A 20974-nucleotide genomic window follows, 5' to 3' on the forward strand; every position below is an offset into this window, starting at 1 on the left:
TCGTTTAGTCAACCCATGCTTCAGGAGAAGTGGCCTCCCTCGGCATCGCACATTTTGTGCGAATTAGGGTGAATAGGTCAAGTCCGTCGGGAAAGATTATGCCTCTTGTCGCAGAAGGTGACCCTACGTCGCGCCCACCCAAACGACAGGAATGTGCATCTACGCCGTTTTTTCAACCAGTTTGAAAAACTTTTGTGCGTGAAAGAATGCCAAACGTTTGGTTTCTGCCAATTCTTCGGCTTCTTCGTCATGTCCCCATTGTTCAGCCTGCCATGTCTCATCGACCTTGGAAATCTGCCAAAGCGTGTCCGCAGGCATCAGATTTCGGGTCGCGGCAAGGCCGATGATCAGTGATCCGGACAGACTCACAAGGTCGTGAAACGCCACCAGTTCGAACGGCGTCATCGCGGAAACATACTGTTTCAGGACGGAAAGACTATTTTCCGACTGCGCAACATGCATCACGCCGACAACGGAAAACAAGGGTGCGCCAAGCGCGCTTCCGGCCCAATCCAACAGCGGGTCCCAATGCTCTGCCTGCCGCGCAACCAGAACATCCGGCCCTTCGGCGCGGTAGCAAATCAGGTCCGATCCGCCATACTCGGCCACCAGTTCGGCGACTTCGGCATGCTGGGGGCTGACCTTGTCGATCGCGGCATTGGCAGATCGCGTGAACGGCATTGTCAAAGGTTTCACAACCTCGACCTGCGCGTCCCACTCGGTCGCGACCGCCTGCGCAAGGGCAAGCGTGGGCACCACCAATGGCGCCTTCAAAGGGGTGCGCAGCGGGCGCTCGTCCAACAGAACCTCGAACCCGCCCTCGGCCTCAGCTGCGGTTGCTTTGGTCCAGAACCGCTTTTGCGTCCATTCGGCCATCAGTTCTTTCCCCAAAGGTTCAGCATCGCGGCGGGAAGATCTTGCGCGGCATGAATCAACTGGCCCGCTCCGGCGCGGTTCAACACATCCGGCGCGTGATAGCCCCAGGTGACGCCGATGGTCAGAACCCCTGCGGCGGTCCCCATTTCCATGTCATAACTGGTGTCACCGATCATCACGGCATGCTCCGCCCCGACACCTGCCTCGGCCAGTGCCGACTGCACCATCGATGGATGCGGTTTCGATGGATGGTCGTCGGCAACCTGCTGTGTCACGAACATTCGCGCCAGATCATGGGCTTCCAGTAGCCGGTCAAGCCCACGGCGGGATTTGCCCGTCGCAACGCCAAGCACGACATCCGAACGGCCGGCCAGATGGTCCAGCACGTCGCGGACACCGGGGTATAGCGGCGATGTTGTCTGCTCTCCGGCATGATCGCGGGTCGACATGTAGGTTTGCTTGTAGCCCTCGACCAGCATCTCGCGCGTGGCAAGATCAAGATGCGGCGCAAGCTTGAACATCGCCTCCGGCAAGCTGAGCCCGACAATTCCCAGAATCTCTGCTGCGGTCGGAACAGGTTGGTTTGCATGCCCGAACGCATTGCGCATCGCCCCGAGGATATGGACCTGGCTGTCAACAAGGGTGCCGTCGACATCAAAGATGACCAGCCGCAAGGGCGCCGTCATCGCAGACCCTCGAACGGGTCTGCCAGAACGTCATTCGGGTGCCAGCCAAAGGTATCCCACGTGCGCTGCATGTGCGGCGGAAGGGGGGCCGTTATAGTCAGCATCGCGCCGGTCACGGGATGCTTCAACGTCAAAGACCGCGAATGCAGGTGCAGCTTGCGGCTGATCTCTCCACCCAGTTGCGCGCCCCAGCCATCGCCAAGGTTTTCCTGACCCGAACCACCGTATTTCCCGTCACCGATGATCGGGTGCCCCATCTCGGCCATATGCGCCCGCAACTGGTGGGTGCGGCCAGTGATCGGCACAAGCGCCATCCACGCGGTGCGCGACCCCAGCGCCGACAGCGTGGCGTAATCGGTCGTGGCGCGCTTTGCACCTTCGGTCGTGTCCACGTCACGCGGATGGATGCACAGCATCTTTTCCGCCTCGCCCTGCGCCCCGTGGCCCGGGGCCTTGATCAGACCGTATTTGATCGTTCCCATTTTGGGATGCGGCACGCCGGCAACGGCAGCCCAGTAAATCTTGCGTGTCTCGCGGTGCCGGAACGCGGCGGTCAGCGCGCTGGCGACCCGCTGCGTGCGCGCCATAATCAGAACGCCGGATGTATCCTTGTCCAAACGGTGCACCAGACGCGGTTTGTCGATCTCGCCGAATGTCAGCGCCTCGGCCATGCCGTCGATGTGGCGCACCTGTTTGCTGCCACCCTGACAGGGCAGGCCTGCGGGTTTGTTCAGCACGATGATATGGGCGTCCTTATAGATCACGCAGGACTGGATCATCTCGGCGTCGGCCCTTGACACGCTGGTTGGCAGCGGTGCGGGGCGTTTGTCCTCTTCGCCCAGGGGCGGAATACGCACCGTCTGGCCGGGCGTCACATGGGAAGACGCCTTGACCCGCCCCCCGTCCACACGAATGTCGCCCTTGCGGCACATCTTTTCGATGCGCCCCTGCGCCACATGCGGAAACCGGCGGCGAAACCAGCGGTCAAGCCTTTGATCCGCTTCGTCCGGCCCGACCTCGATCAACATTGCAGCACTCATGCCCAGATCCCCCGCGCCAGCGCTATGCCGACGATAATTGCGAACAGCGACAGCCCAACGGACCCCGCCACATATAAACCCGCCGTTGCCAGCCTGCCCTTTTCGATCAGCGCGATCGCATCAAGGGAAAAGGCCGAAAACGTAGTAAACCCACCAAGAACGCCGGTCAGCAGCAACGGCGAAAGCCGCGTCGCGTCTTTGGCGCTCAGCACAACAAACAGCACGCCCATCGCGAACGATCCGGCAACATTGACGGCCAACGTCCCCCACGGGAAAGCCGTTCCCATGACGCGCAAAGCGGCCATGTTTGTTATATAGCGCAGAGACGCGCCAATTGCACCGCCAAGGGCGACCTGAATGAGGGTTTGAATCATGGCGTCTCTGTCGTCCGAGCAGCGCCTAAAGTCAACCGTTGCGCTTGTCGCGTAGCTTTGCGAACCAATCCAGACGCTTTTTCAGCTCTCTTTCATAGCCGCGTTCAACCGGAATATAGTAAACGCCGCGCTTCATCGTCTCGGGGAAATAGTTCTGCCCCGAGAACCCGTCCTCGGCGTCGTGGTCATAGGCATAGCCCGCGCCGAACCCCTGATCCTTCATCATCTTCGTCGGCGCATTCATGATGTGGCGCGGCGGTGGTTCCGATCCGGTTTGCCGCGCGGCGGCCATTGCGGATTTAAAGGCGACATAGGCCGCGTTGGATTTTGGCGCCAACGCCAGATAAGTCACCGCCTGCGCCAACGCCAGCTCCCCCTCGGGGCTGCCAAGCCGCTCGTAGGTTTCCCATGCGTCCAGACACACGCGGTGCGCATTGGTGTCGGCAAGGCCGATATCCTCGACCGCCATCCGCGTGATCCGCCGTGCCAGATAACGCGGATCCTCACCGCCGGTCAGCATCCGTGCGAACCAGTAAAGCGCCGCATCGGGGTCTGACCCGCGCACTGACTTATGCAGCGCCGAAATCAGGTTGTAATGCTCGTCGCCGGATTTGTCGTATTTAGCAGCCCGCTTCATCAGACGGGCGGAAAGCGCATCGGTGTCCAGCTTACCCTGCGGTTTCCACGCCGCCACCTGTTCGATCAAGTTCAAAACCGCACGCCCGTCGCCATCGGCCATTTCAACGAGCGCCTCGCGCGCAGAGCCAGTCAGCGGCAGGGTCCGGCCCAGTTCCTTCTCTGCCCGCTGAACCAGCCGCTCCAGATCCGTTGGCGTCAGGCGCGTCAGCACAAGCACCTGCGCCCGCGACAATAGCGCAGCGTTCAACTCGAAACTCGGATTTTCGGTGGTGGCCCCCACCAACAGGATCGTGCCGTCCTCCATATAAGGCAGGAAACCGTCCTGCTGCGCCTTGTTGAAACGGTGGATCTCGTCCACGAACAACAAGGTGCCCTGCCCCGTTCTGCGGCGTAGTTTTGCCGTCTCAAACACCTTCTTAAGGTCCGGCACGCCCGTAAAGATCGCCGATATTTGCACGAAATGCAGATCTGTCTCGGCCGCAAGCAGGCGGGCAATCGTGGTTTTCCCCACACCCGGCGGCCCCCACAGAACCAACGACGACAAACTGCCAGAGGCCAGCATGATGCCCAAGGGCGCATCCGGTCCCAGCACCTGTTCCTGCCCGATCACCTCTTCCAAAACCTTGGGCCGCAGTCGGTCGGCCAGCGGCCGCGGGCCGGTGTCGGGGCGTGCAGAATCTGCAGAGTCGAAAAGGTCAGCCATGACCGGAACCTATTGCCCGAGCCGGTCACATAAAAGCGAAATCAGTTGTGGTGCCGGACGCCACGGCAACATCCTGCGGAAAGATTTACAACAGCCTGAATTCCCGCGCCTTTCTAAGCGCCTCTGCCGATGTGCGCGCGCCAAGCCGTATGCGGGCCGATTTCAACCGCGCCTTCAGTGCGCTTTCTGAGATGCCCAACTTTGCGGCCGCTGCGGTATGCCGGTCGCCATTCGCCAGGCATTGAAGGGCCTCGATTTGCGCTTGCGTCAAATCCACCGGCGGTTTGGCCTCAATGTGAAGGCGCACAGTCAGGTCCAACAGCGCCTCTAACTCGTCATCCGTGAATTCGCGATCCGATCGGCTAATGCCGATGATAGAGCGCGAAAGAATGGGGCCGTGGGAGGCGACGGCGCCATAGATCAAACCGTATCCGGCTGCCTCGCCAAAGACGTTGAACGGGTCGGGAAACGGTATCTCGCTCCACCGGCAGGCACCTGTCCGGCCAAAGCCCCAAAACACCAACGGATCGCGAAGGTAATATGCGTTGTTATTGTAATGCATCACCCAGGCATCGGGATATGTGCTGCGATAGAACAGCGGCGTCGCGAATCGGATGTGCAAGCCAGCAGTGTAGCCCATCGGTGCCATCTGCCCGAGTTCGTTCAACAATTCAGCAATAGGGCGCATTTGTGATATATCTTTTTTAGACAAGCGACACCTGACTCCATCAACCTTGAATTGCGCCCCTTTGTCACTCTCAAACGCGCCCTAATTGTGACGCTACAGGCGCGATCCTAATAAAACGGAAAAAGAGTCGCAATGACAGGCGTGACATGGCCGCCAGATGGCGTGCGCTGGCCCTATGTTCGGTGTTCGGCCAAACCATGGGGTACGGACAAAAAAAGAACCCCGCCAACTTGACGGGGTTCAAATATGACAGACGGTGTCTGAAATCTTATTCTTCGCCGGCCAGCATGTCCTCTGCAAGAACGCGGGCCTTATCGGCAGCGCCCTTGGCAGTCATGTCGCGGTCCACAAATTCGATGATCGCCATCGGAGCCATGTCGCCATAACGGAAACCGGCCTTCAGAACGCGAACATATCCGCCCTGACGCTCTTTGTAACGTGGGCCAAGAATTTCGAACAGTTTCGCAACATATGCGTCCTGCTTGAGGCGCGCAGCCGCCTGACGGCGCGCATGAAGATCGCCGCGTTTTGCAAGCGTGATCATCTTTTCGATGATCGGCTTCAATTCCTTGGCTTTCGGCAGAGTTGTCTTGATCTGCTCGTGTTCGATCAGCGAACCCGCCATGTTGGCAAACATTGCCTTGCGGTGTTCGTGGGTGCGGTTCAAGCGGCGGTAGCCCCGTGCGTGACGCATGAGTTTTCTCCTTGGTCTTGTTTTACTTTGTCTGGCGTGCGCTACGTGTGCGCCGCTCTCCTTGGGGCACCATGCCCGGGCTTTCCCCGCATAAGCGGGCATTTTCGGGGGCCGTGTAACCCACAGCCCCCGTATTCGTCAACTTAGAACTGGTCTTCGAACTTCTTAGCCAGATCTTCGATATTGTCCGGCGGCCAATCCTCGACGTCCATGCCAAGGTGCAGACCCATGCCCGACAGCACTTCCTTGATTTCGTTCAAAGACTTGCGGCCAAAGTTTGGCGTCCGCAGCATTTCTGCTTCGGTTTTCTGGATCAAATCGCCGATATAGACGATGTTGTCGTTCTTCAGGCAGTTCGCCGAACGCACAGACAGTTCCAGTTCGTCCACTTTCTTCAGCAGAAGTGGATTGAACTCCAGACCGTCTTCGTCGTCCTGGCGGCTTGCCGATTCCGGCTCGTCGAAGTTCACGAAGATCGACAGCTGATCCTGCAAGATACGCGCAGCATAAGCCACGGCATCATCCGGGGTGATCGAACCGTCGGTTTCCAGTTTCAGCGTCAGCCTGTCGTAGTCAAGAACCTGACCTTCGCGGGTCGGCTGAACATCGTAGGACACCTTCTTGACCGGCGAGTAGATCGCATCGATCGGCATCAGACCGATGGGCGCATCTTCCGGACGGTTTTTATCAGCGGCCACATAGCCTTTACCGGTGTTCACAGTCAATTCCATGAACAGGTCGGCACCATCATCAAGGTGGCAGATCACGTGGTCCTTGTTCAGAACCTCGATGCCGCTCGACTCGGAAATATCGCCAGCCGTAACAACCGACGGACCCTTGGCAGAGATCGACAGGCGCTTTGGCCCCTCGACTTCCATACGGATCGCGACGCCTTTCAGGTTCAGGACGATGTCGGTGACATCCTCACGAACGCCAGCGACGCTGGAGAACTCATGCAGAACATTGTCGATCTGAACAGACGTAATCGCGGCACCCTGCAGCGAGGACATCAAGACGCGGCGCAATGCGTTGCCCAGCGTCAGACCAAAACCGCGCTCCAGCGGTTCGGCAATAACGGTTGCCTGCCGCGCAGGCTCGTTGCCTGGTTTAACAACCAACTGCGTCGGCTTAATCAATTCGGCCCAATTTTTATGGATCATGCGTGTCGCCTCCATTCTTGTTCCTGGCCCATGTCCCTGCCGGAAACGCCCGAGGTTTAAATGACAAACTCGGGCCGTGCGGGAAGCACGGACCCGAGCAGTAAATGAGTGGATTAGACCCGACGACGCTTCGGCGGGCGGCAGCCATTGTGTGCCATTGGCGTAACGTCACGAATAGATGTGATGTTCAAACCAACCGCAGCCAAAGCGCGCAGTGCAGATTCACGGCCTGAACCGGGGCCTTGCACTTCGACTTCGATCGTCTTCAGGCCATGTTCCTGAGCCTTCTTCGCAGCGTCTTCGGCAGCCATCTGCGCCGCATAAGGCGTAGATTTCCGCGACCCTTTGAAGCCACATGTGCCAGCAGACGACCATGCGATCGCGTTGCCCTGCACATCAGAGATCAGGATTTTGGTGTTGTTGAAGGACGAGTTAACATGCGCCACACCTGCGGCGATGTTTTTACGTTCCTTGCGCTTAATACGGGTCTTTTCACGTGCCATGTCTAAACGCTCCCCTTACTTCTTCTTGCCGGCAATGGCCTTTGCGGGGCCCTTGCGCGTGCGTGCGTTGGTGTGGGTACGCTGACCGCGCACCGGGAGGTTGCGACGATGACGCAGGCCGCGGTAGCAGCCCAGATCCATCAAACGCTTGATGTTCATCTGCGTTTCACGACGCAGGTCACCTTCTACGGTGTAGTTTGCGTCGATGTGCTCGCGGATCGCAAGAACATCAGAATCCGTCAATTCGTTGACCCGACGTACGTCGTCGATGCCAACTGCTTCGCAGATAGCTTTGGAAGAGGTAGACCCAATTCCGGTGATATAAGTGAGAGCGATCACGACCCTTTTGTTGGTCGGGATGTTTACGCCGGCTATACGTGCCACGTTGGACTTCCTTTCGTTGCGGTTCCGTCGTTCCAGAACCTTTTTTCACAACGGAAGACCGACGCAAATGGCGTTGGCCCCCAGCTGAATACTGATCTTGCCTTGCGGCGCATATTCCATAGGAACACAGCCGATTCTTGTGCAAGATGGCGTGATCTATGGGGTTTTGACTATAAGGTCAAGAGGGTCAAGCGGTTCCGTCAAGCACAGCAGCGATAGAAGCTGCGACATCTTCGATTTCTGCCAAACCATCTACGGTGTGCAGCTGCCCTTTGGCATAATAATAGCCAATCAGCGGCGACGTCTTTTTGTAATATTCCATCAAACGCTGCTTGAGGCTGTCCGCGTTATCGTCAGCGCGGTGCTTCATCTCGGTGCCGCCACAGACGTCACAAACCCCCTCGACGGCAGGGCGTTTGGTTTCGTCGTGATAGACCTCGCCGCAGGAACCGCATGTGAAGCGGCCTGTGATGCGACGCACAAGCGCCTCGTCATCGACCTGCATCTCGATCACTGCGTCCAGAGACATGCCAGCTTTTTCCAACGAGCGTGTCAGAGCATCCGCTTGGCGAAGCGTGCGGGGAAACCCGTCAAAGATGAACCCGCCGGCGGCGTCGCCCGACAGTTTTTCATCAATCAATCCAATCACAATCTCATCCGTCACAAGGTCGCCGCGATCCATGACATCGGCAACGATTTGACCCATCTCCGTCCCGGAGGTCCGCGCCTCGCGCAGCATGTCGCCAGTCGAAAGCTGGATCATGTTCCGCTCTTCCACCAAACGACGCGCTTGCGTTCCTTTTCCCGCCCCCGGGGGCCCTAGGAGAATAATGTTCATCGTCTGGATGTCCCTTTTTTGCCACGCCGCTTTCCGCGCAGCTGCGATTTTTCAATCAACCCCTCATACTGGTGTGCCAGCAGATGGGATTGAACCTGTTGAATCGTATCCATAGTGACCGACACGACGATCAGGACCGATGTGCCGCCAAAATAGAAAGGGATCGAGAATTGTGAACGCAGAATCTCGGGGAGGAGACAAACTGCCGCAAGGTAGGCCGCGCCAACGACCAGAATACGGGCGACGACATAGTCCAGAAACTCCGCAGTTTTCTTTCCTGGCCGGATGCCGGGAACAAAACCGTTCTGGTTTTTCAGGTTGTCCGCGACTTCGTCGGTCTTGAACGCAACGTTGGCTGTGTAGAAGTAGGTGAAGAAGACAATCATCGCCGTGAAAAACAGCAGATACAGTGGCCGACCGGGACCAAAATACGCCAATATCGTCGACATGATCGGCCCAGTCTGCGACCCCGAAAAGGTTGCCAGAGTCGTCGGCAAAAGCAGTAGAGACGAGGCAAAGATTGCAGGAATAACGCCGGCCGGGTTCACCTTGATCGGAAGGTGGGACGAACCACCCTCGTAGATCTTCATGCCTTCCTGGCGGCGGGGATACTGGATGTGGATCTTGCGCAAGGCGCGTTCCATAAACACTACGAATGCAATCGTCGCGATCACCATCAGAATGACCCCGATGACGACAGGCGTCGCAATCGCACCCGAACGACCCTGACTAAAGAACTGCGCCAAGGCGCTTGGGATTTCGGCTACAATACCAACGAAAATGATCAGCGAGATGCCGTTTCCGATACCGCGCGCCGTAATCTGCTCGCCCAGCCACATCAGGAACATCGTGCCGCCCACAAGGGTGACGACGCAGCTAATGATGAAATAGAGGCCGGGAGTCGACGCCAGATCACCGGCCTGAAGGCTGACAGCCAACCCGTAGGCCTGGAACGTCGCAAGGACCACAGTGCCGTATCGGGTATACTGGTTGATCTTCTTGCGGCCCTGCTCTCCCTCTTTTTTCAACTGCATCAATGGCTCCCACATGGCGCCAAGCAGCTGAACAATGATCGAAGCGGAAATATAGGGCATGATGCCGAGGGCAAAAATGCCCATGCGACTGATTGCACCACCTGTGAACATGTTCAGGATGCCGCCGATCCCTGTCGCAGCGTCATCCATGAACGCGCGCAGCTGGATGCCGTCAATTCCAGGTACCGGAATATAAGTGCCCAGACGATAGACGATCAAAAGACCGATTGTGAAAACGATGCGCTTACGAAGCTCGGTGGCTTTTCCCAAAGCCCCCCAGCTCATATTTGCCGCCATTTGCTCTGCCGCAGATGCCATTCGGGCCTCTCTTAATGACAGCGCCGCCAGACCGTTCTCCGGTTGGCGGCGCAAGAAAACTTGTAGTTATGTAAGCGGCCAGAGAGCCGCTCACAAGCGCTTATTCAGCTACTGCCGCAGTCTTGACTGTCAGAGCCCCGCCAGCGGCCGCTACAGCGTCCACTGCGGACTTCGATGCACCCGTAACAGCCAGGTTGATCTTGGCCGAGAAGTCGCCCTTTGCCAGAACGCGGACGCCGTCCAGTTTGCGACGAACCAAACCGCATGCAACCAAAGCGTCTTCGTTGATCTCTGCTTTTGCGTCCAGCTTTTTCGCGTCGATGAACTTCTGGATCAGACCCAGGTTCACAACGGCGAATTCCTTGCGGTTCGGCTTGTTGAAGCCGCGCTTTGGCAAACGCATGTAAAGGGGCATCTGGCCGCCTTCGTAGGCATTCAACGACACACCCGAACGCGAGTTCTGGCCCTTGATACCGCGACCGGCCATTTTACCAGTTCCGGAACCCGGACCACGACCAACGCGCTTGCGCTTTTTGGTTGCGCCGGCGTTATCGCTCAACTGATTGAGTTTCATATCGCTCTCTCCTTGCCGGATGTGCCTCGCGAAAGCGAAAATGAGGCAGCCACGGCTTTAATATTAAAGGGAAAAGGCGGGCAGTTCTGCCCACCTTGTAAACGCTTAACCGCGCTCTTCGATGATTTTGACGAGATGCGGGATTGAATTGACCATGCCGCGAACCGAAGGTGTATCTTCTAGCTCGCGGGTTTTCTGCATCTTGTTCAAACCCAGACCAACCAGCGTAGCACGCTGCTTGGCGGGGCGGCGGATCGGGGAACCGATCTGCTTGACGACGATGGTTTTTGCCATTGGTTCCGCTCCTTACGCTTCCGCAGCGACTTCGGCTTCGGGTTTGCGGAGGATATCCGAAACCTTCTTGCCGCGACGCTGAGCAACCATACGGGGCGACGTTTCGTTCGTCAGGCCATCGAGGGTTGCACGGATCATGTTGTAGGGGTTCTGCGAGCCGATAGACTTAGCAACCACGTCCTGGATGCCAAGCATCTCGAACACAGCACGCATTGGTCCACCCGCAATGATGCCAGTACCTTGTGGTGCAGTGCGCATCACAACTTTGCCGGCACCATGGCGACCTTCCATATCGTGGTGCAGCGTACGACCATCGCGCAAAGGAACGCGGATCATCTGACGCTTTGCCTGCTCAGTCGCTTTGCGGATCGCCTCGGGGACCTCTTTGGCCTTACCCTTGCCGAAACCGACGCGACCGCGCTGGTCACCTACAACCACCAGAGCAGCGAAGCCAAAACGCTTACCACCCTTGACGGTTTTCGAAACGCGGTTGATCGCTACCAGACGATCGGCGAATTCCGGGGTCTCCTCGCGTTGATCGCGACGGCCCCCACGGTTGTCTTCTCTTGCCATTATCGTCTCCTTAGAACTTCAGGCCGCCTTCACGAGCAGCTTCGGCCAAAGCCTTCACCTTCCCGTGAAAGAGGAAGCCACCACGGTCGAAATAGCACTCTTCGATACCGGCCTTTTTGGCCCGCTCGGCGATTGCTGCACCGATCTTGGTCGCTGCTTCGATGTTGTTCTTGCCCAGAACGCCCAGATCCTTCTCGAGAGAAGAAGCCGAAGCGAGCGTGACGCCATTCACATCGTCGATCAGCTGCACGCTGATGTTCTTGTTCGAACGGAAAACAGACAGACGGGCACGCCCGTTCGCCATCTTCCGTAGTTTGTTCCGAACGCGCAGGCGGCGCTTCAGAAACAGGGTTCTTTTGCTGTTTGCCATCTTGTGCGTCCTTACTTCTTCTTGCCTTCCTTACGGAAGATGAACTCGCCTTTGTACTTGATGCCTTTGCCCTTGTAGGGCTCGGGCTTCCGGTATTCGCGGATATTGGCCGCGACCTGGCCGACGAGTTGTTGATCGATACCTTCGACGGTAATCTCCGTCGGCTTCGCAGACGTCACTGTGACGCCATCCGGCACCTGGAAGTTTACCTCGTGGGACAGACCGAGCGACAGCTTCAGGACATTGCCTGCCATTGCCGCGCGATAACCCACGCCGTTGATTTCCAGCTCTTTTTTGAAGCCGGTGCTGACGCCCGTCACAAGGTTGTTTACCATCGTGCGGCTCATGCCCCACTGCTGCAAAGCGCGCTTTGACTTGCCACGCGGAGCCACGGAGACGGCGTTGCCGTCAATCGTGATCTGCACGTCGTCAGTTGCTGTAAAGTTACGCGAACCCTTGGGGCCCTTCACTTCAACGGTCTGGCCGGACACAGATGCGGTAACACCTGCGGGCAGCTCGACCGGTTTTTTACCAATACGAGACATGACCTACTCCTTAGAAGACCGTGCAGAGCACTTCGCCACCAACATTGGCGGTCCGTGCTGCAGCGTCTGACATAACACCCTTGGGTGTCGACACGATGGAAACACCGAGGCCCTGACGGACCGACGGAATTTCCTTAACGCCCATGTAAACGCGACGACCGGGCTTAGAGACCCGCTTCAATTCGCGAATGACAGGAGTACCTTCATAGTACTTCAGGCTGATGATGATTTCCGGATGGCCATCAGCGCCAGTCTGCGCCTCATACCCACGGATGTAACCTTCGTCTGCCAATACATCCAGAACCCAAGCGCGAAGCTTGGACGCCGGAGTGCGGACTGTGGATTTGCCGCGCATCTGCGAGTTACGGATGCGTGTCAGCATATCACCGAGAGGATCATTCATTTTCTAATCTCCCCTTACCAGCTGGACTTAACCATGCCCGGAATCTGGCCCATAGCGCCAAGTTCACGAAGCATGATGCGCGAAACCTTAAGCTTACGATAGTAAGCGTGAGGACGACCCGTCAGCTGGCACCGGTTGTGCAAGCGCGTAGCAGACGAGTTCCGCGGCAATTTAGCCAGTTTCAGGTTCGCTTTGAAGCGTTCCTCAACAGGCAGCTCTTGGTTGTTAGCGATCGCTTTCAGCGCAGCACGCTTGGCGGCAAATTGGTCCACCAGCTTCTGACGCTTCTTTTCGCGTTCGATCATTGCTTTCTTAGCCATGTCTTACTCTCTCCCCGCGCTCAGCTATTGAAGGGCATGTTGAAATGCTTCAACAGCGCCTTCGCTTCCGCGTCGGTTTTCGCGGTGGTGCAGATGACGATGTCCATACCCCAAACCTCATCGACTTTGTCGAAGTTGATCTCGGGGAACACGATATGCTCTTTCATCCCCATGGCGTAGTTGCCACGGCCATCGAAAGATTTGCCGGGTACACCGCGAAAGTCGCGGATACGGGGCATTGCGATGGTGATAAGACGGTCCAGGAATTCGTACATCCGGTCGCCACGAAGCGTGACTTTTGCGCCAAGCGGCATTTCTTCACGAACGCGAAAACCAGCAATGGATTTCTTTGCCTTCGTAATCAAAGCTTTCTGACCGGCAATCGCGGTCAGGTCAGCTTCTGCCGATTTTGCCTTCTTGGAGTCACGTACCGCCTCGGCGCCGCAGCCGATGTTCAGAACGATTTTGTCCAGCTTGGGCAACTGCATGACGTTGGTGTAGCCGAACTCTTCAGTCAGAGCAGCCTTTGCAACTTCATTGTAGTGTGCCTTTAGGCGCGGTGTGTAGTTTACTGCATCAAGCATCGATCACGACCCCCGATTTCTTAGCGAAACGGACCTTCTTGTCGCCTTCCATGCGGAAGCCAACGCGGGTGGGACCACCCTCTTTCGGGTCAACGAGTGCCAGGTTGGACAGGTCGATCGGCATTGCCTTGGGCAAGCGACCGCCTTGGCTTGTCTGTGTCTGCTTCGTGGCGCGGATCGAGACGTTAACGCCTTCAACTACGGCCTTGCCAGCCTTCGGGCTAACGGATGCGATTGCACCCTCTTTGCCCTTGTCGCGGCCGGTCAGCACGACAACCTTGTCGCCTTTTTTCAATTTAGCAGCCATCTTACAGCACCTCCGGCGCTAGCGAGATGATCTTCATGAAGTTCTTGGCGCGAAGCTCGCGAACAACTGGCCCGAAGATACGGGTGCCGACAGGCTCATTGTTGTTGTTGAGGATCACTGCCGCGTTCCGGTCGAACCGGATCGCTGTGCCGTCTTCACGGCGAACTTCTTTAGCGGTGCGCACGACGACGGCCTTACGGACGTCACCCTTCTTCACGCGACCGCGTGGGATGGCTTCTTTCACCGACACCACAATGATGTCGCCCACAGAGGCGTAACGGCGATGGGAACCACCCAGGACCTTGATGCACTGAACGCGGCGTGCGCCGGAGTTGTCAGCAACATCGAGATTGGTCTGCATCTGGATCATGTAGATTCTCCCGACCTTTGGGAACTCGTCCCAGGGTTTCGATCAAACCGAAAGGATTTGGCGGATTAAGCCAAAACCTCCCAGCGTTTTGTCTTTGAAATCGGCGCACATTCCTGAATGCGGACAGCGTCGCCGGTTTTGTAGGTGTTCAGAGGATCGTGCGCCCGGTATTTTTTGGACTTGCGGATCGTCTTTTTCAGAACAGGGTGCGTGATGCGACGCTCAACGACGACCGTTACGGTCTGCTCGTTCTTGTCGCTGGTCACGGTGCCTGACAGGATGCGTTTGGGCATAGGTTAGGCTCCCTTATTCAGCGGCCGCAGATGCGGCCTTTTGGTTAAGGATGGTTTTCACGCGCGCAGCATCGCGGCGGGCCGCCTTCATGCGAGACGTGTTTTCCATCTGCCCCGTTGCCTGTTGAAAGCGCAGGTTAAATTGCTCTTTCTTCAGATTTGTCAGCTGCTCACGCAACTGTTCGGGTGTTTTATCGCGTAGTTCCTGGGCGTGCATCGCCACTTCCTTCCATCAGAAGTCACCGTACAAGCCGGCGCTTTTCCAACAAAAAATCCGAACCCCCACCGACCGTGGGGGCCCAGTAAAAAATCTTACCAGTCTTCGCGGATGACAACCCGAGTTTTGATCGGGAGTTTCATCGCAGCGAGCCGGAGCGCTTCCCTTGCCACAGAATCTGTGACGCCGTCAATCTCAAACATGACACGGCCGGGTTTTACTTTGGCTGCCCAGAAATCGACAGAGCCTTTACCTTTACCCATCCGAACTTCGGTGGGCTTGGATGTGACTGGAGTGTCCGGGAATACCCGGATCCAGACACGGCCTTGACGTTTCATATGCCGGGTCATGGCGCGACGTGCGGCCTCGATCTGGCGGGCGGTAATACGTTCCGGTTCAGTTGCCTTCAGGCCATAGGTGCCGAAAGTCAGCGTGGAGCCGCCTTTCGCATCACCGTGAATACGGCCTTTGTGCAGCTTGCGGAACTTGGTGCGCTTAGGTTGCAGCATCTCTGTTCTCCTTCAAACGGTTAGCGGCGCGGACGGGAAGCGCCGCCGCCATCCTGGAGTTCCTGTTGACGACGTTCGCGGGCAGATGGATCATGCTCCATGATCTCACCTTTGAAGATCCAGACTTTGACACCGATGATGCCGTAGGCTGTAAGACCTTCAGAAGTTGCGTAGTCGATGTCGGCGCGCAGTGTGTGCAAGGGCACACGACCTTCGCGGTACCATTCGGTCCGTGCAATCTCGGCACCGCCCAGACGGCCAGCGACGTTCACACGAATACCCAAGGCACCCATGCGCATTGCGTTCTGCACGGCACGCTTCATAGCGCGACGGAAGGACACACGGCGCTCAAGCTGCTGCGTGATGCTCTCGGCAACCAGCGCAGCGTCAAGCTCGGGCTTACGAACCTCGACGATGTTCAGGTGCAGTTCGGACGCGGTCAAAGCAGCAAGTTTCTTGCGCAGGCCTTCGATGTCCGCACCTTTTTTGCCGATGATCACGCCAGGGCGTGCCGTGTGGATCGTGACGCGGCACTTGCGGTGCGGACGCTCGATGATGATACGGCTAACACCGGCCTGCTTGCACTCGACCTTGATGAACTCACGCATTTTGAGGTCTTCAAGAAGAAGATTGCCGAAGTCTTTGGTATCGGCGTACCAGCGGCTGTCCCAGGTGCGGTTGACCTGAAGGCGCATGCCAATCGGATTGACCTTCTGACCCATTATGCTTGCTCCTCGACTTGCCGGACCTTGATGGTCAGCTCGGAAAACGGCTTGATGATCTTGCCGAACCGGCCACGAGCACGCGGGCGACCGCGCTTCATGGTTAGGTTCTTGCCGACGTAGGCCTCGGCCACCACCAGCTCGTCAACATCAAGGTTGTGATTGTTCTCGGCGTTCGCGATTGCGGACTGAAGACACTTTTTCACGTCAGCAGCGATCCGTTTTTTCGAGAAAGTAAGGTCCATAAGGGCCTTGTCTACTTTCTTGCCACGGATCAACTGTGCGACGAGGTTCAGCTTTTGCGGAGACGTGCGAAGCATTTTGGACTTTGCAAATGCTTCATTGTCAGCCACGCGGCGCGGATTTTTCTCTTTGCTCATGGCGCTTACTTCCGCTTCGCTTTTTTGTCAGCAGCATGACCGGTGTACGTCCGTGTTGGCGAATATTCGCCAAACTTCTGACCGATCATATCTTCCGACACGTTGACGGGAATGTGTTTCTTGCCGTTGTAAACGCCAAACGTCAGGCCCACGAACTGGGGCAGGATCGTCGAGCGGCGCGACCAGATTTTGATGACTTCACTACGACCGGATTCGCGGCTCGCTTCGGCTTTCTTAAGCACATAGGAGTCGACGAACGGGCCCTTCCAAACAGAACGCGACATAATTACCGGCCCTTCTTCTTGGCGTGACGCGAGCGGATAATAAGCTTCGACGACGCTTTGTTCTTGTTACGGGTCCGCGCACCTTTAGTGGGCTTACCCCAGGGCGTAACGGGATGACGACCACCGGATGTCCGGCCTTCACCACCACCATGTGGGTGATCGACCGGGTTCATGACCACACCACGCACAGACGGGCGGATGCCCTTGTGGCGGTTACGGCCAGCCTTACCGAAGTTCTGGTTGGAGTTGTCAGGGTTCGATACAGCACCGACGGTGCACATGCATTCCTGACGCACCATGCGCAACTCGCCCGAAGACAGACGGATCTGCGCGTAACCACCGTCACGACCGACGAACTGGGCGTATGTGCCCGCAGCGCGTGCGATCTGGCCGCCTTTGCCTTGCTTCATCTCGATGTTGTGAACGATCGTACCCAGCGGCAAACCCGAGAAGGGCATTGCGTTGCCTGGTTTCACATCGGCCTTGGCCGAGGCGATGACCTTGTCACCAATCGCAATACGCTGGGGAGCAATGATATAGGCTTGCTCGCCGTCTTCGTATTTGATGAGTGCGATAAACGCGGTCCGGTTCGGGTCATACTCGATCCGCTCGACGACTGCCGCGATATCAAATTTGTTCCGTTTGAAGTCCACGATGCGATAAAGCCGCTTCGCGCCACCGCCGCGGCGACGCATCGTGATCCGTCCGGTGTTGTTCCGGCCGCCGTGTTTGGACAATCCCTCAGTGAGGGCTTTGACCGGACGACCTTTCCAGAGCTCCGAACGGTCGATCAGAACCAGCCCACGCTGGCCTGGCGTCGTCGGTTTATACGACTTGAGTGCCATGCTTTCTGTCTTCCGTTTTCTTAGGGCCCCGAAGGTCCCTGGTTAGTAAAAAGAACGCGGCCCCGAAGACCGGGGCCGCAGATTCGGTGCCTTCTATCAGAGCCCCGTAGAGACGTCGATAGTGTTACCCTCTTCGAGCGTAACATAAGCCTTTTTCACATCCTTGCGCTTACCAAGCATGCCGCGGAACCGCTTGACCTTGCCCTTGGTGATGGTGGTGTTAACCGCCTTCACCTTGACACCGAAGAGGCTTTCGACAGCTTCTTTGATCATTGGCTTGTTGGCATCAATCGCCACTTCGAAAACAACGGCGTTGGCTTCAGAAGCCAATGTTGCCTTTTCGGTGATGATCGGCTTACGGATCACGTCGTAGTGGTCTGCCTTCGTGCTCATTTCAGTCGAGCCTCCAGTGCTTCGATCCCGGCTTTGGTGATCACCAGAGTGTCACGCTTCAGGATGTCGTAGACATTTGCGCCCATCGACGGCAGGATATCCACGCCGTCAAGGTTACGAGCGGCGATTGCGAAGTTTTCGTTCACAGTTGCGCCGTCGATGATCAGAACGCGCTTCCAGCCCAATTCCTTGACAGTCTTGGCAAGCAGCGCGGTCTTGGCTTCGGCCAGATCCGCAGTGTCGATCACGATCAGCTCGCCTGCATTGGCTTTCGCCGACAGAGCGTGCTTCAGACCCAGAGCGCGGAATTTCTTCGTCAACTCATGGGCATGGCTACGGGGCGTTGGACCTTTGTAGATACCACCACCGCGGAAGATCGGCGCGTTACGGTCACCGTGGCGTGCGCCGCCGGTGCCCTTCTGGCGATAGATCTTCTTGGTCGAGTAGCTCGTCTCGGACCGTGTTTTCACCTTGTGAGTGCCAGCCTGCGTGCGGGCACGCTGCCAACGAACGACACGGTGAAGGATGTCCGCACGCGGCTCCAGTCCGAAAATCGCATCGTCCAGATCAATCGACCCGGCTTTGGCGGCGTCGAGCTTGATGACATCAGCCTTCATTGTTCTCGCCTCCTTCAGGGGTTTCGATTGCGGGTGCAGCCTCTGCCGCTTCGATTGCAGCTTGCTCTTCAGCAGCGGCAGCCAGACGTGCGGCTTCTTCTTCGGCAGCAGCAGCAGCGGCGGCAGCTTCGGCAGCCTTAGCGGCGACGATTGCAGCGGAGCGCAGTGCAGCAGGACGGATCACGTTCTCTGGGACTGCCTTCTTGACAGCATCCTTGACAGTGACCCAGCCACCCTTGGAACCGGGAACAGCGCCTTTAACCATGATCAGGCCACGCTCTGCGTCGGTTCTGATGACTTGAAGGTTCTGCGTGGTGACGCGGGCGGAGCCCATGTGACCAGCCATCTTCTTGCCCTTGAAAACCTTGCCCGGATCCTGACACTGACCAGTCGAGCCGTGCGAACGGTGCGAAACCGACACACCGTGGGATGCGCGAAGGCCCCCAAAGTTGTGACGTTTCATAGCGCCCTGAAAGCCCTTACCGATCGACGTGCCGGACACGTCAACAAACTGGCCGGAGAAGTAATGGTCGGCGGTGATTTCTTCACCAACGTCGATCATCATCTCGGGAGCCACGCGGAATTCCGCGATCTTCCGCTTCGGCGCAACATTTGCGGCGGCGAAATGACCGCGCATCGCCTGCGACACGCGTTTGACTTTCGCCGTACCAGCACCAAGCTGGACCGCCGAATAGCCGTCTTTTTCGGACGTGCGTTGAGCAACGACCTGCAAGTTGTCCAACTGAAGAACGGTCACAGGAATCTGCTTGCCGTCTTCAAGGAACAGCCGGGTCATGCCCAGCTTCTTTGCGATAACACCAGAGCGCAACATCTCTACTGCCCCCCTTAAACTTTGATCTCGACGTCAACACCAGCAGCGAGGTCGAGCTTCATCAGCGCGTCAACGGTCTGCGGGGTCGGGTCGATGATGTCCAGAAGACGCTTGTGCGTCCGAATTTCCCACTGGTCACGCGACTTTTTATCAATGTGCGGACCACGGAGAACCGTGAACTTTTCAATTTTGTTCGGAAGCGGAATCGGGCCACGGACTTGAGCGCCGGTGCGCTTTGCCGTGTTTACGATTTCCTGCGTGCTGGCATCCAGTACGCGGTAATCGAAGGCCTTCAGCCGGATGCGAATGTTTTGGCTTTGCATAGTCTTAGCCTCTCGCGGCGTTAGGGTTGATAGGTGGAGCGGGCATTATTGCCCGCCCCACTTCGAACCCGGTCTTAGTTAAGCAAGGATCTTGGACACGACGCCGGCACCGACGGTGCGGCCGCCTTCACGGATGGCGAAGCGGAGCTTCTCTTCCATCGCGATCGGGGCGATCAGTTCGACTTCGAACTTCAGGTTGTCGCCGGGCATAACCATCTCGGTGCCAGCTGGCAGCGTAACGGTTCCGGTAACGTCCGTGGTGCGGAAGTAGAACTGCGGGCGGTAGTTCGCGAAGAACGGCGTGTGACGGCCACCCTCCTCTTTCGTCAGAATGTAGGCCTCGGCCTCGAACTTGGTGTGCGGCTTGACCGAACCTGGCTTGCACAGGATCTGGCCACGCTCTACGCCCTCGCGGTCGATGCCGCGCAGCAGAACGCCAACGTTGTCGCCAGCCTCCCCGCGATCCAGCAACTTGCGGAACATTTCAACGCCGGTGCAAACCGATTTCTTCGTGTCACGGATGCCGACAATCTCGACTTCCTCGCCCACGTTGATCACGCCACGCTCGATACGGCCGGTCACAACAGTGCCGCGACCGGAAATCGAGAACACGTCCTCGATCGGCAGCAGGAACGGCTGGTCAACAGCGCGTGCAGGCGTCGGGATGTACTCGTCAACAGCCGCCATCAGCGCGCGGATCGAGTTCTCGCCGATTTCAGGCTGTGTGCCGTTCATCGCGTGCAGAGCCGATCCCGGAATAACCGGAATGTCGTCGCCGGGGTATTCGTAGGAGGTCAGCAGTTCGCGGATCTCCATCTCGACCAGCTCCAGCAGTTCGGCGTCGTCGACCTGGTCAACCTTGTTCATGTAAACGACCATGTACGGGATGCCGACCTGACGACCGAGCAGGATGTGCTCGCGCGTTTGCGGCATCGGGCCGTCGGCCGCGTTCACAACCAGAATCGCGCCGTCCATCTGCGCCGCTCCGGTGATCATGTTCTTCACGTAGTCGGCGTGGCCGGGGCAGTCGACGTGCGCATAGTGACGCGCCTCTGTCTCGTACTCGACGTGCGCCGTCGAGATCGTGATCCCGCGGGCCTTCTCTTCCGGTGCGCCATCAATCTGGTCGTATGCACGGAATTCGCCAAAATACTTCGTGATTGCTGCGGTCAGCGTCGTCTTGCCGTGGTCAACGTGGCCAATCGTGCCAATGTTAACGTGCGGTTTATTACGCTCAAACTTTGCCTTTGCCATGATGGCCTCCTGTTAATTCTGTGAAGCG

At 57.5% G+C, this 20974-nt stretch carries 34 protein-coding genes; all 34 read right to left on the minus strand.

What is annotated here, in order from left to right; translation table 11 throughout:
• Window positions 1-159 precede the first annotated feature (159 nt).
• Window positions 160-876 carry an ATP12 family chaperone protein gene (locus tag ACEN2R_RS01820; RefSeq protein ID WP_442038611.1) on the minus strand — a complete coding sequence of 239 codons (717 nt, stop codon included), beginning with the start codon at window positions 874-876 and terminating at the stop codon, window positions 160-162.
• Window positions 876-1562, minus strand: a complete 687-nt coding sequence (locus ACEN2R_RS01825; protein ID WP_442038613.1) for an HAD-IA family hydrolase — start codon at window positions 1560-1562, stop codon at window positions 876-878. Before ACEN2R_RS01825 ends, ACEN2R_RS01820 begins: the two co-directional genes overlap by 1 nt.
• A complete protein-coding gene (locus ACEN2R_RS01830; RefSeq protein WP_442038615.1) occupies window positions 1559-2602 on the minus strand; it encodes an RluA family pseudouridine synthase in 1044 nt (347 codons plus the stop codon). Before ACEN2R_RS01830 ends, ACEN2R_RS01825 begins: the two co-directional genes overlap by 4 nt.
• Window positions 2599-2976, minus strand: coding sequence for a fluoride efflux transporter CrcB (gene crcB / locus ACEN2R_RS01835; RefSeq protein WP_442038617.1), 378 nt, complete (start codon window positions 2974-2976; stop codon window positions 2599-2601). Before crcB ends, ACEN2R_RS01830 begins: the two co-directional genes overlap by 4 nt.
• A 31-nt stretch (window positions 2977-3007) precedes the next feature.
• Entirely contained in the window at window positions 3008-4318 is a 1311-nt protein-coding gene (locus tag ACEN2R_RS01840) for a replication-associated recombination protein A (RefSeq protein WP_442038619.1), read from the minus strand.
• 85 nt (window positions 4319-4403) lie between these two features.
• Entirely contained in the window at window positions 4404-5006 is a 603-nt protein-coding gene (locus tag ACEN2R_RS01845) for an autoinducer binding domain-containing protein (RefSeq protein WP_442038621.1), read from the minus strand.
• A 268-nt stretch (window positions 5007-5274) separates the two neighbouring features.
• Entirely contained in the window at window positions 5275-5700 is a 426-nt protein-coding gene (gene rplQ, locus ACEN2R_RS01850) for a 50S ribosomal protein L17 (RefSeq protein ID WP_442038623.1), read from the minus strand.
• Between the two features lie 143 nt (window positions 5701-5843).
• Window positions 5844-6860 carry a DNA-directed RNA polymerase subunit alpha gene (locus ACEN2R_RS01855; protein WP_442038625.1) on the minus strand — a complete coding sequence of 339 codons (1017 nt, stop codon included), beginning with the start codon at window positions 6858-6860 and terminating at the stop codon, window positions 5844-5846.
• A gap of 113 nt (window positions 6861-6973) precedes the next feature.
• Window positions 6974-7363 carry a 30S ribosomal protein S11 gene (gene rpsK / locus ACEN2R_RS01860; protein ID WP_442038627.1) on the minus strand — a complete coding sequence of 130 codons (390 nt, stop codon included), beginning with the start codon at window positions 7361-7363 and terminating at the stop codon, window positions 6974-6976.
• A 15-nt stretch (window positions 7364-7378) separates the two neighbouring features.
• Window positions 7379-7747, minus strand: a complete 369-nt coding sequence (gene rpsM, locus ACEN2R_RS01865; RefSeq protein ID WP_442038629.1) for a 30S ribosomal protein S13 — start codon at window positions 7745-7747, stop codon at window positions 7379-7381.
• A gap of 187 nt (window positions 7748-7934) precedes the next feature.
• Window positions 7935-8585 (minus strand): adenylate kinase, encoded by a 651-nt coding sequence (locus ACEN2R_RS01870; protein ID WP_442038631.1) that lies wholly within the window; start codon window positions 8583-8585, stop codon window positions 7935-7937.
• Entirely contained in the window at window positions 8582-9937 is a 1356-nt protein-coding gene (gene secY / locus ACEN2R_RS01875; RefSeq protein ID WP_442038633.1) for a preprotein translocase subunit SecY, read from the minus strand. The genes ACEN2R_RS01870 and secY overlap by 4 nt, the downstream gene beginning before the upstream one ends.
• Window positions 9938-10037: 100 nt before the next feature.
• Complete coding sequence (gene rplO / locus ACEN2R_RS01880; RefSeq protein WP_442038635.1) at window positions 10038-10511, minus strand: 50S ribosomal protein L15; 474 nt, start codon at window positions 10509-10511, stop codon at window positions 10038-10040.
• A gap of 105 nt (window positions 10512-10616) precedes the next feature.
• A complete protein-coding gene (rpmD, locus tag ACEN2R_RS01885) occupies window positions 10617-10805 on the minus strand; it encodes a 50S ribosomal protein L30 (RefSeq protein ID WP_442038637.1) in 189 nt (62 codons plus the stop codon).
• A 12-nt stretch (window positions 10806-10817) separates the two neighbouring features.
• Window positions 10818-11378 (minus strand): 30S ribosomal protein S5, encoded by a 561-nt coding sequence (rpsE, locus tag ACEN2R_RS01890; RefSeq protein ID WP_442038639.1) that lies wholly within the window; start codon window positions 11376-11378, stop codon window positions 10818-10820.
• 10 nt (window positions 11379-11388) lie between these two features.
• Window positions 11389-11748: a 50S ribosomal protein L18 gene (rplR, locus tag ACEN2R_RS01895; RefSeq protein WP_442038641.1), complete on the minus strand. Its 360-nt coding sequence runs from the start codon at window positions 11746-11748 to the stop codon at window positions 11389-11391.
• An 11-nt stretch (window positions 11749-11759) separates the two neighbouring features.
• Complete coding sequence (rplF, locus tag ACEN2R_RS01900) at window positions 11760-12293, minus strand: 50S ribosomal protein L6 (protein WP_442038643.1); 534 nt, start codon at window positions 12291-12293, stop codon at window positions 11760-11762.
• A 10-nt stretch (window positions 12294-12303) separates the two neighbouring features.
• Window positions 12304-12696 (minus strand): 30S ribosomal protein S8, encoded by a 393-nt coding sequence (gene rpsH, locus ACEN2R_RS01905; RefSeq protein ID WP_442038645.1) that lies wholly within the window; start codon window positions 12694-12696, stop codon window positions 12304-12306.
• A 14-nt stretch (window positions 12697-12710) separates the two neighbouring features.
• Window positions 12711-13016: a 30S ribosomal protein S14 gene (gene rpsN / locus ACEN2R_RS01910; RefSeq protein WP_442038647.1), complete on the minus strand. Its 306-nt coding sequence runs from the start codon at window positions 13014-13016 to the stop codon at window positions 12711-12713.
• Between the two features lie 20 nt (window positions 13017-13036).
• Window positions 13037-13600, minus strand: a complete 564-nt coding sequence (rplE, locus tag ACEN2R_RS01915) for a 50S ribosomal protein L5 (protein ID WP_442038649.1) — start codon at window positions 13598-13600, stop codon at window positions 13037-13039.
• A complete protein-coding gene (gene rplX, locus ACEN2R_RS01920) occupies window positions 13593-13907 on the minus strand; it encodes a 50S ribosomal protein L24 (RefSeq protein ID WP_442038651.1) in 315 nt (104 codons plus the stop codon). The genes rplE and rplX overlap by 8 nt, the downstream gene beginning before the upstream one ends.
• Before the next feature lies 1 nt (window position 13908).
• Window positions 13909-14277 carry a 50S ribosomal protein L14 gene (gene rplN / locus ACEN2R_RS01925; protein ID WP_009574016.1) on the minus strand — a complete coding sequence of 123 codons (369 nt, stop codon included), beginning with the start codon at window positions 14275-14277 and terminating at the stop codon, window positions 13909-13911.
• Window positions 14278-14342: 65 nt separating this feature from the next.
• Window positions 14343-14570 carry a 30S ribosomal protein S17 gene (rpsQ, locus tag ACEN2R_RS01930; protein WP_442038654.1) on the minus strand — a complete coding sequence of 76 codons (228 nt, stop codon included), beginning with the start codon at window positions 14568-14570 and terminating at the stop codon, window positions 14343-14345.
• Window positions 14571-14583: 13 nt separating this feature from the next.
• Window positions 14584-14787: a 50S ribosomal protein L29 gene (rpmC, locus tag ACEN2R_RS01935; RefSeq protein WP_442038656.1), complete on the minus strand. Its 204-nt coding sequence runs from the start codon at window positions 14785-14787 to the stop codon at window positions 14584-14586.
• Between the two features lie 95 nt (window positions 14788-14882).
• On the minus strand, window positions 14883-15296 hold the full coding sequence (gene rplP, locus ACEN2R_RS01940; protein ID WP_442038658.1) for a 50S ribosomal protein L16: 414 nt from the start codon (window positions 15294-15296) through the stop codon (window positions 14883-14885).
• Between the two features lie 20 nt (window positions 15297-15316).
• Window positions 15317-16018 carry a 30S ribosomal protein S3 gene (gene rpsC, locus ACEN2R_RS01945; protein WP_442038660.1) on the minus strand — a complete coding sequence of 234 codons (702 nt, stop codon included), beginning with the start codon at window positions 16016-16018 and terminating at the stop codon, window positions 15317-15319.
• Window positions 16018-16398 (minus strand): 50S ribosomal protein L22, encoded by a 381-nt coding sequence (rplV, locus tag ACEN2R_RS01950; protein ID WP_442038662.1) that lies wholly within the window; start codon window positions 16396-16398, stop codon window positions 16018-16020. Before rplV ends, rpsC begins: the two co-directional genes overlap by 1 nt.
• A 5-nt stretch (window positions 16399-16403) precedes the next feature.
• Window positions 16404-16682: a 30S ribosomal protein S19 gene (gene rpsS, locus ACEN2R_RS01955; protein WP_442038664.1), complete on the minus strand. Its 279-nt coding sequence runs from the start codon at window positions 16680-16682 to the stop codon at window positions 16404-16406.
• Window positions 16683-16684: 2 nt separating this feature from the next.
• On the minus strand, window positions 16685-17527 hold the full coding sequence (rplB, locus tag ACEN2R_RS01960; RefSeq protein WP_442038666.1) for a 50S ribosomal protein L2: 843 nt from the start codon (window positions 17525-17527) through the stop codon (window positions 16685-16687).
• 96 nt (window positions 17528-17623) lie between these two features.
• Window positions 17624-17920: a 50S ribosomal protein L23 gene (locus ACEN2R_RS01965; protein WP_442038668.1), complete on the minus strand. Its 297-nt coding sequence runs from the start codon at window positions 17918-17920 to the stop codon at window positions 17624-17626.
• Window positions 17917-18537 (minus strand): 50S ribosomal protein L4, encoded by a 621-nt coding sequence (gene rplD, locus ACEN2R_RS01970; protein WP_442038670.1) that lies wholly within the window; start codon window positions 18535-18537, stop codon window positions 17917-17919. The genes ACEN2R_RS01965 and rplD overlap by 4 nt, the downstream gene beginning before the upstream one ends.
• The gene (gene rplC / locus ACEN2R_RS01975) at window positions 18527-19369 is read right to left on the minus strand and encodes a 50S ribosomal protein L3 (RefSeq protein WP_442038672.1); all 843 of its coding nucleotides are present in this window, start codon (window positions 19367-19369) and stop codon (window positions 18527-18529) included. Before rplC ends, rplD begins: the two co-directional genes overlap by 11 nt.
• Before the next feature lie 14 nt (window positions 19370-19383).
• Window positions 19384-19692, minus strand: coding sequence for a 30S ribosomal protein S10 (gene rpsJ, locus ACEN2R_RS01980; protein WP_042456850.1), 309 nt, complete (start codon window positions 19690-19692; stop codon window positions 19384-19386).
• Window positions 19693-19770: 78 nt separating this feature from the next.
• Entirely contained in the window at window positions 19771-20946 is a 1176-nt protein-coding gene (tuf, locus tag ACEN2R_RS01985) for an elongation factor Tu (RefSeq protein ID WP_442038675.1), read from the minus strand.
• Window positions 20947-20974 lie beyond the last annotated feature (28 nt).

It is taken from the genome of Pseudogemmobacter sp. W21_MBD1_M6 (assembly GCF_052119585.1).
Classification (GTDB): Bacteria; Pseudomonadota; Alphaproteobacteria; order Rhodobacterales; family Rhodobacteraceae; genus JBGQOJ01.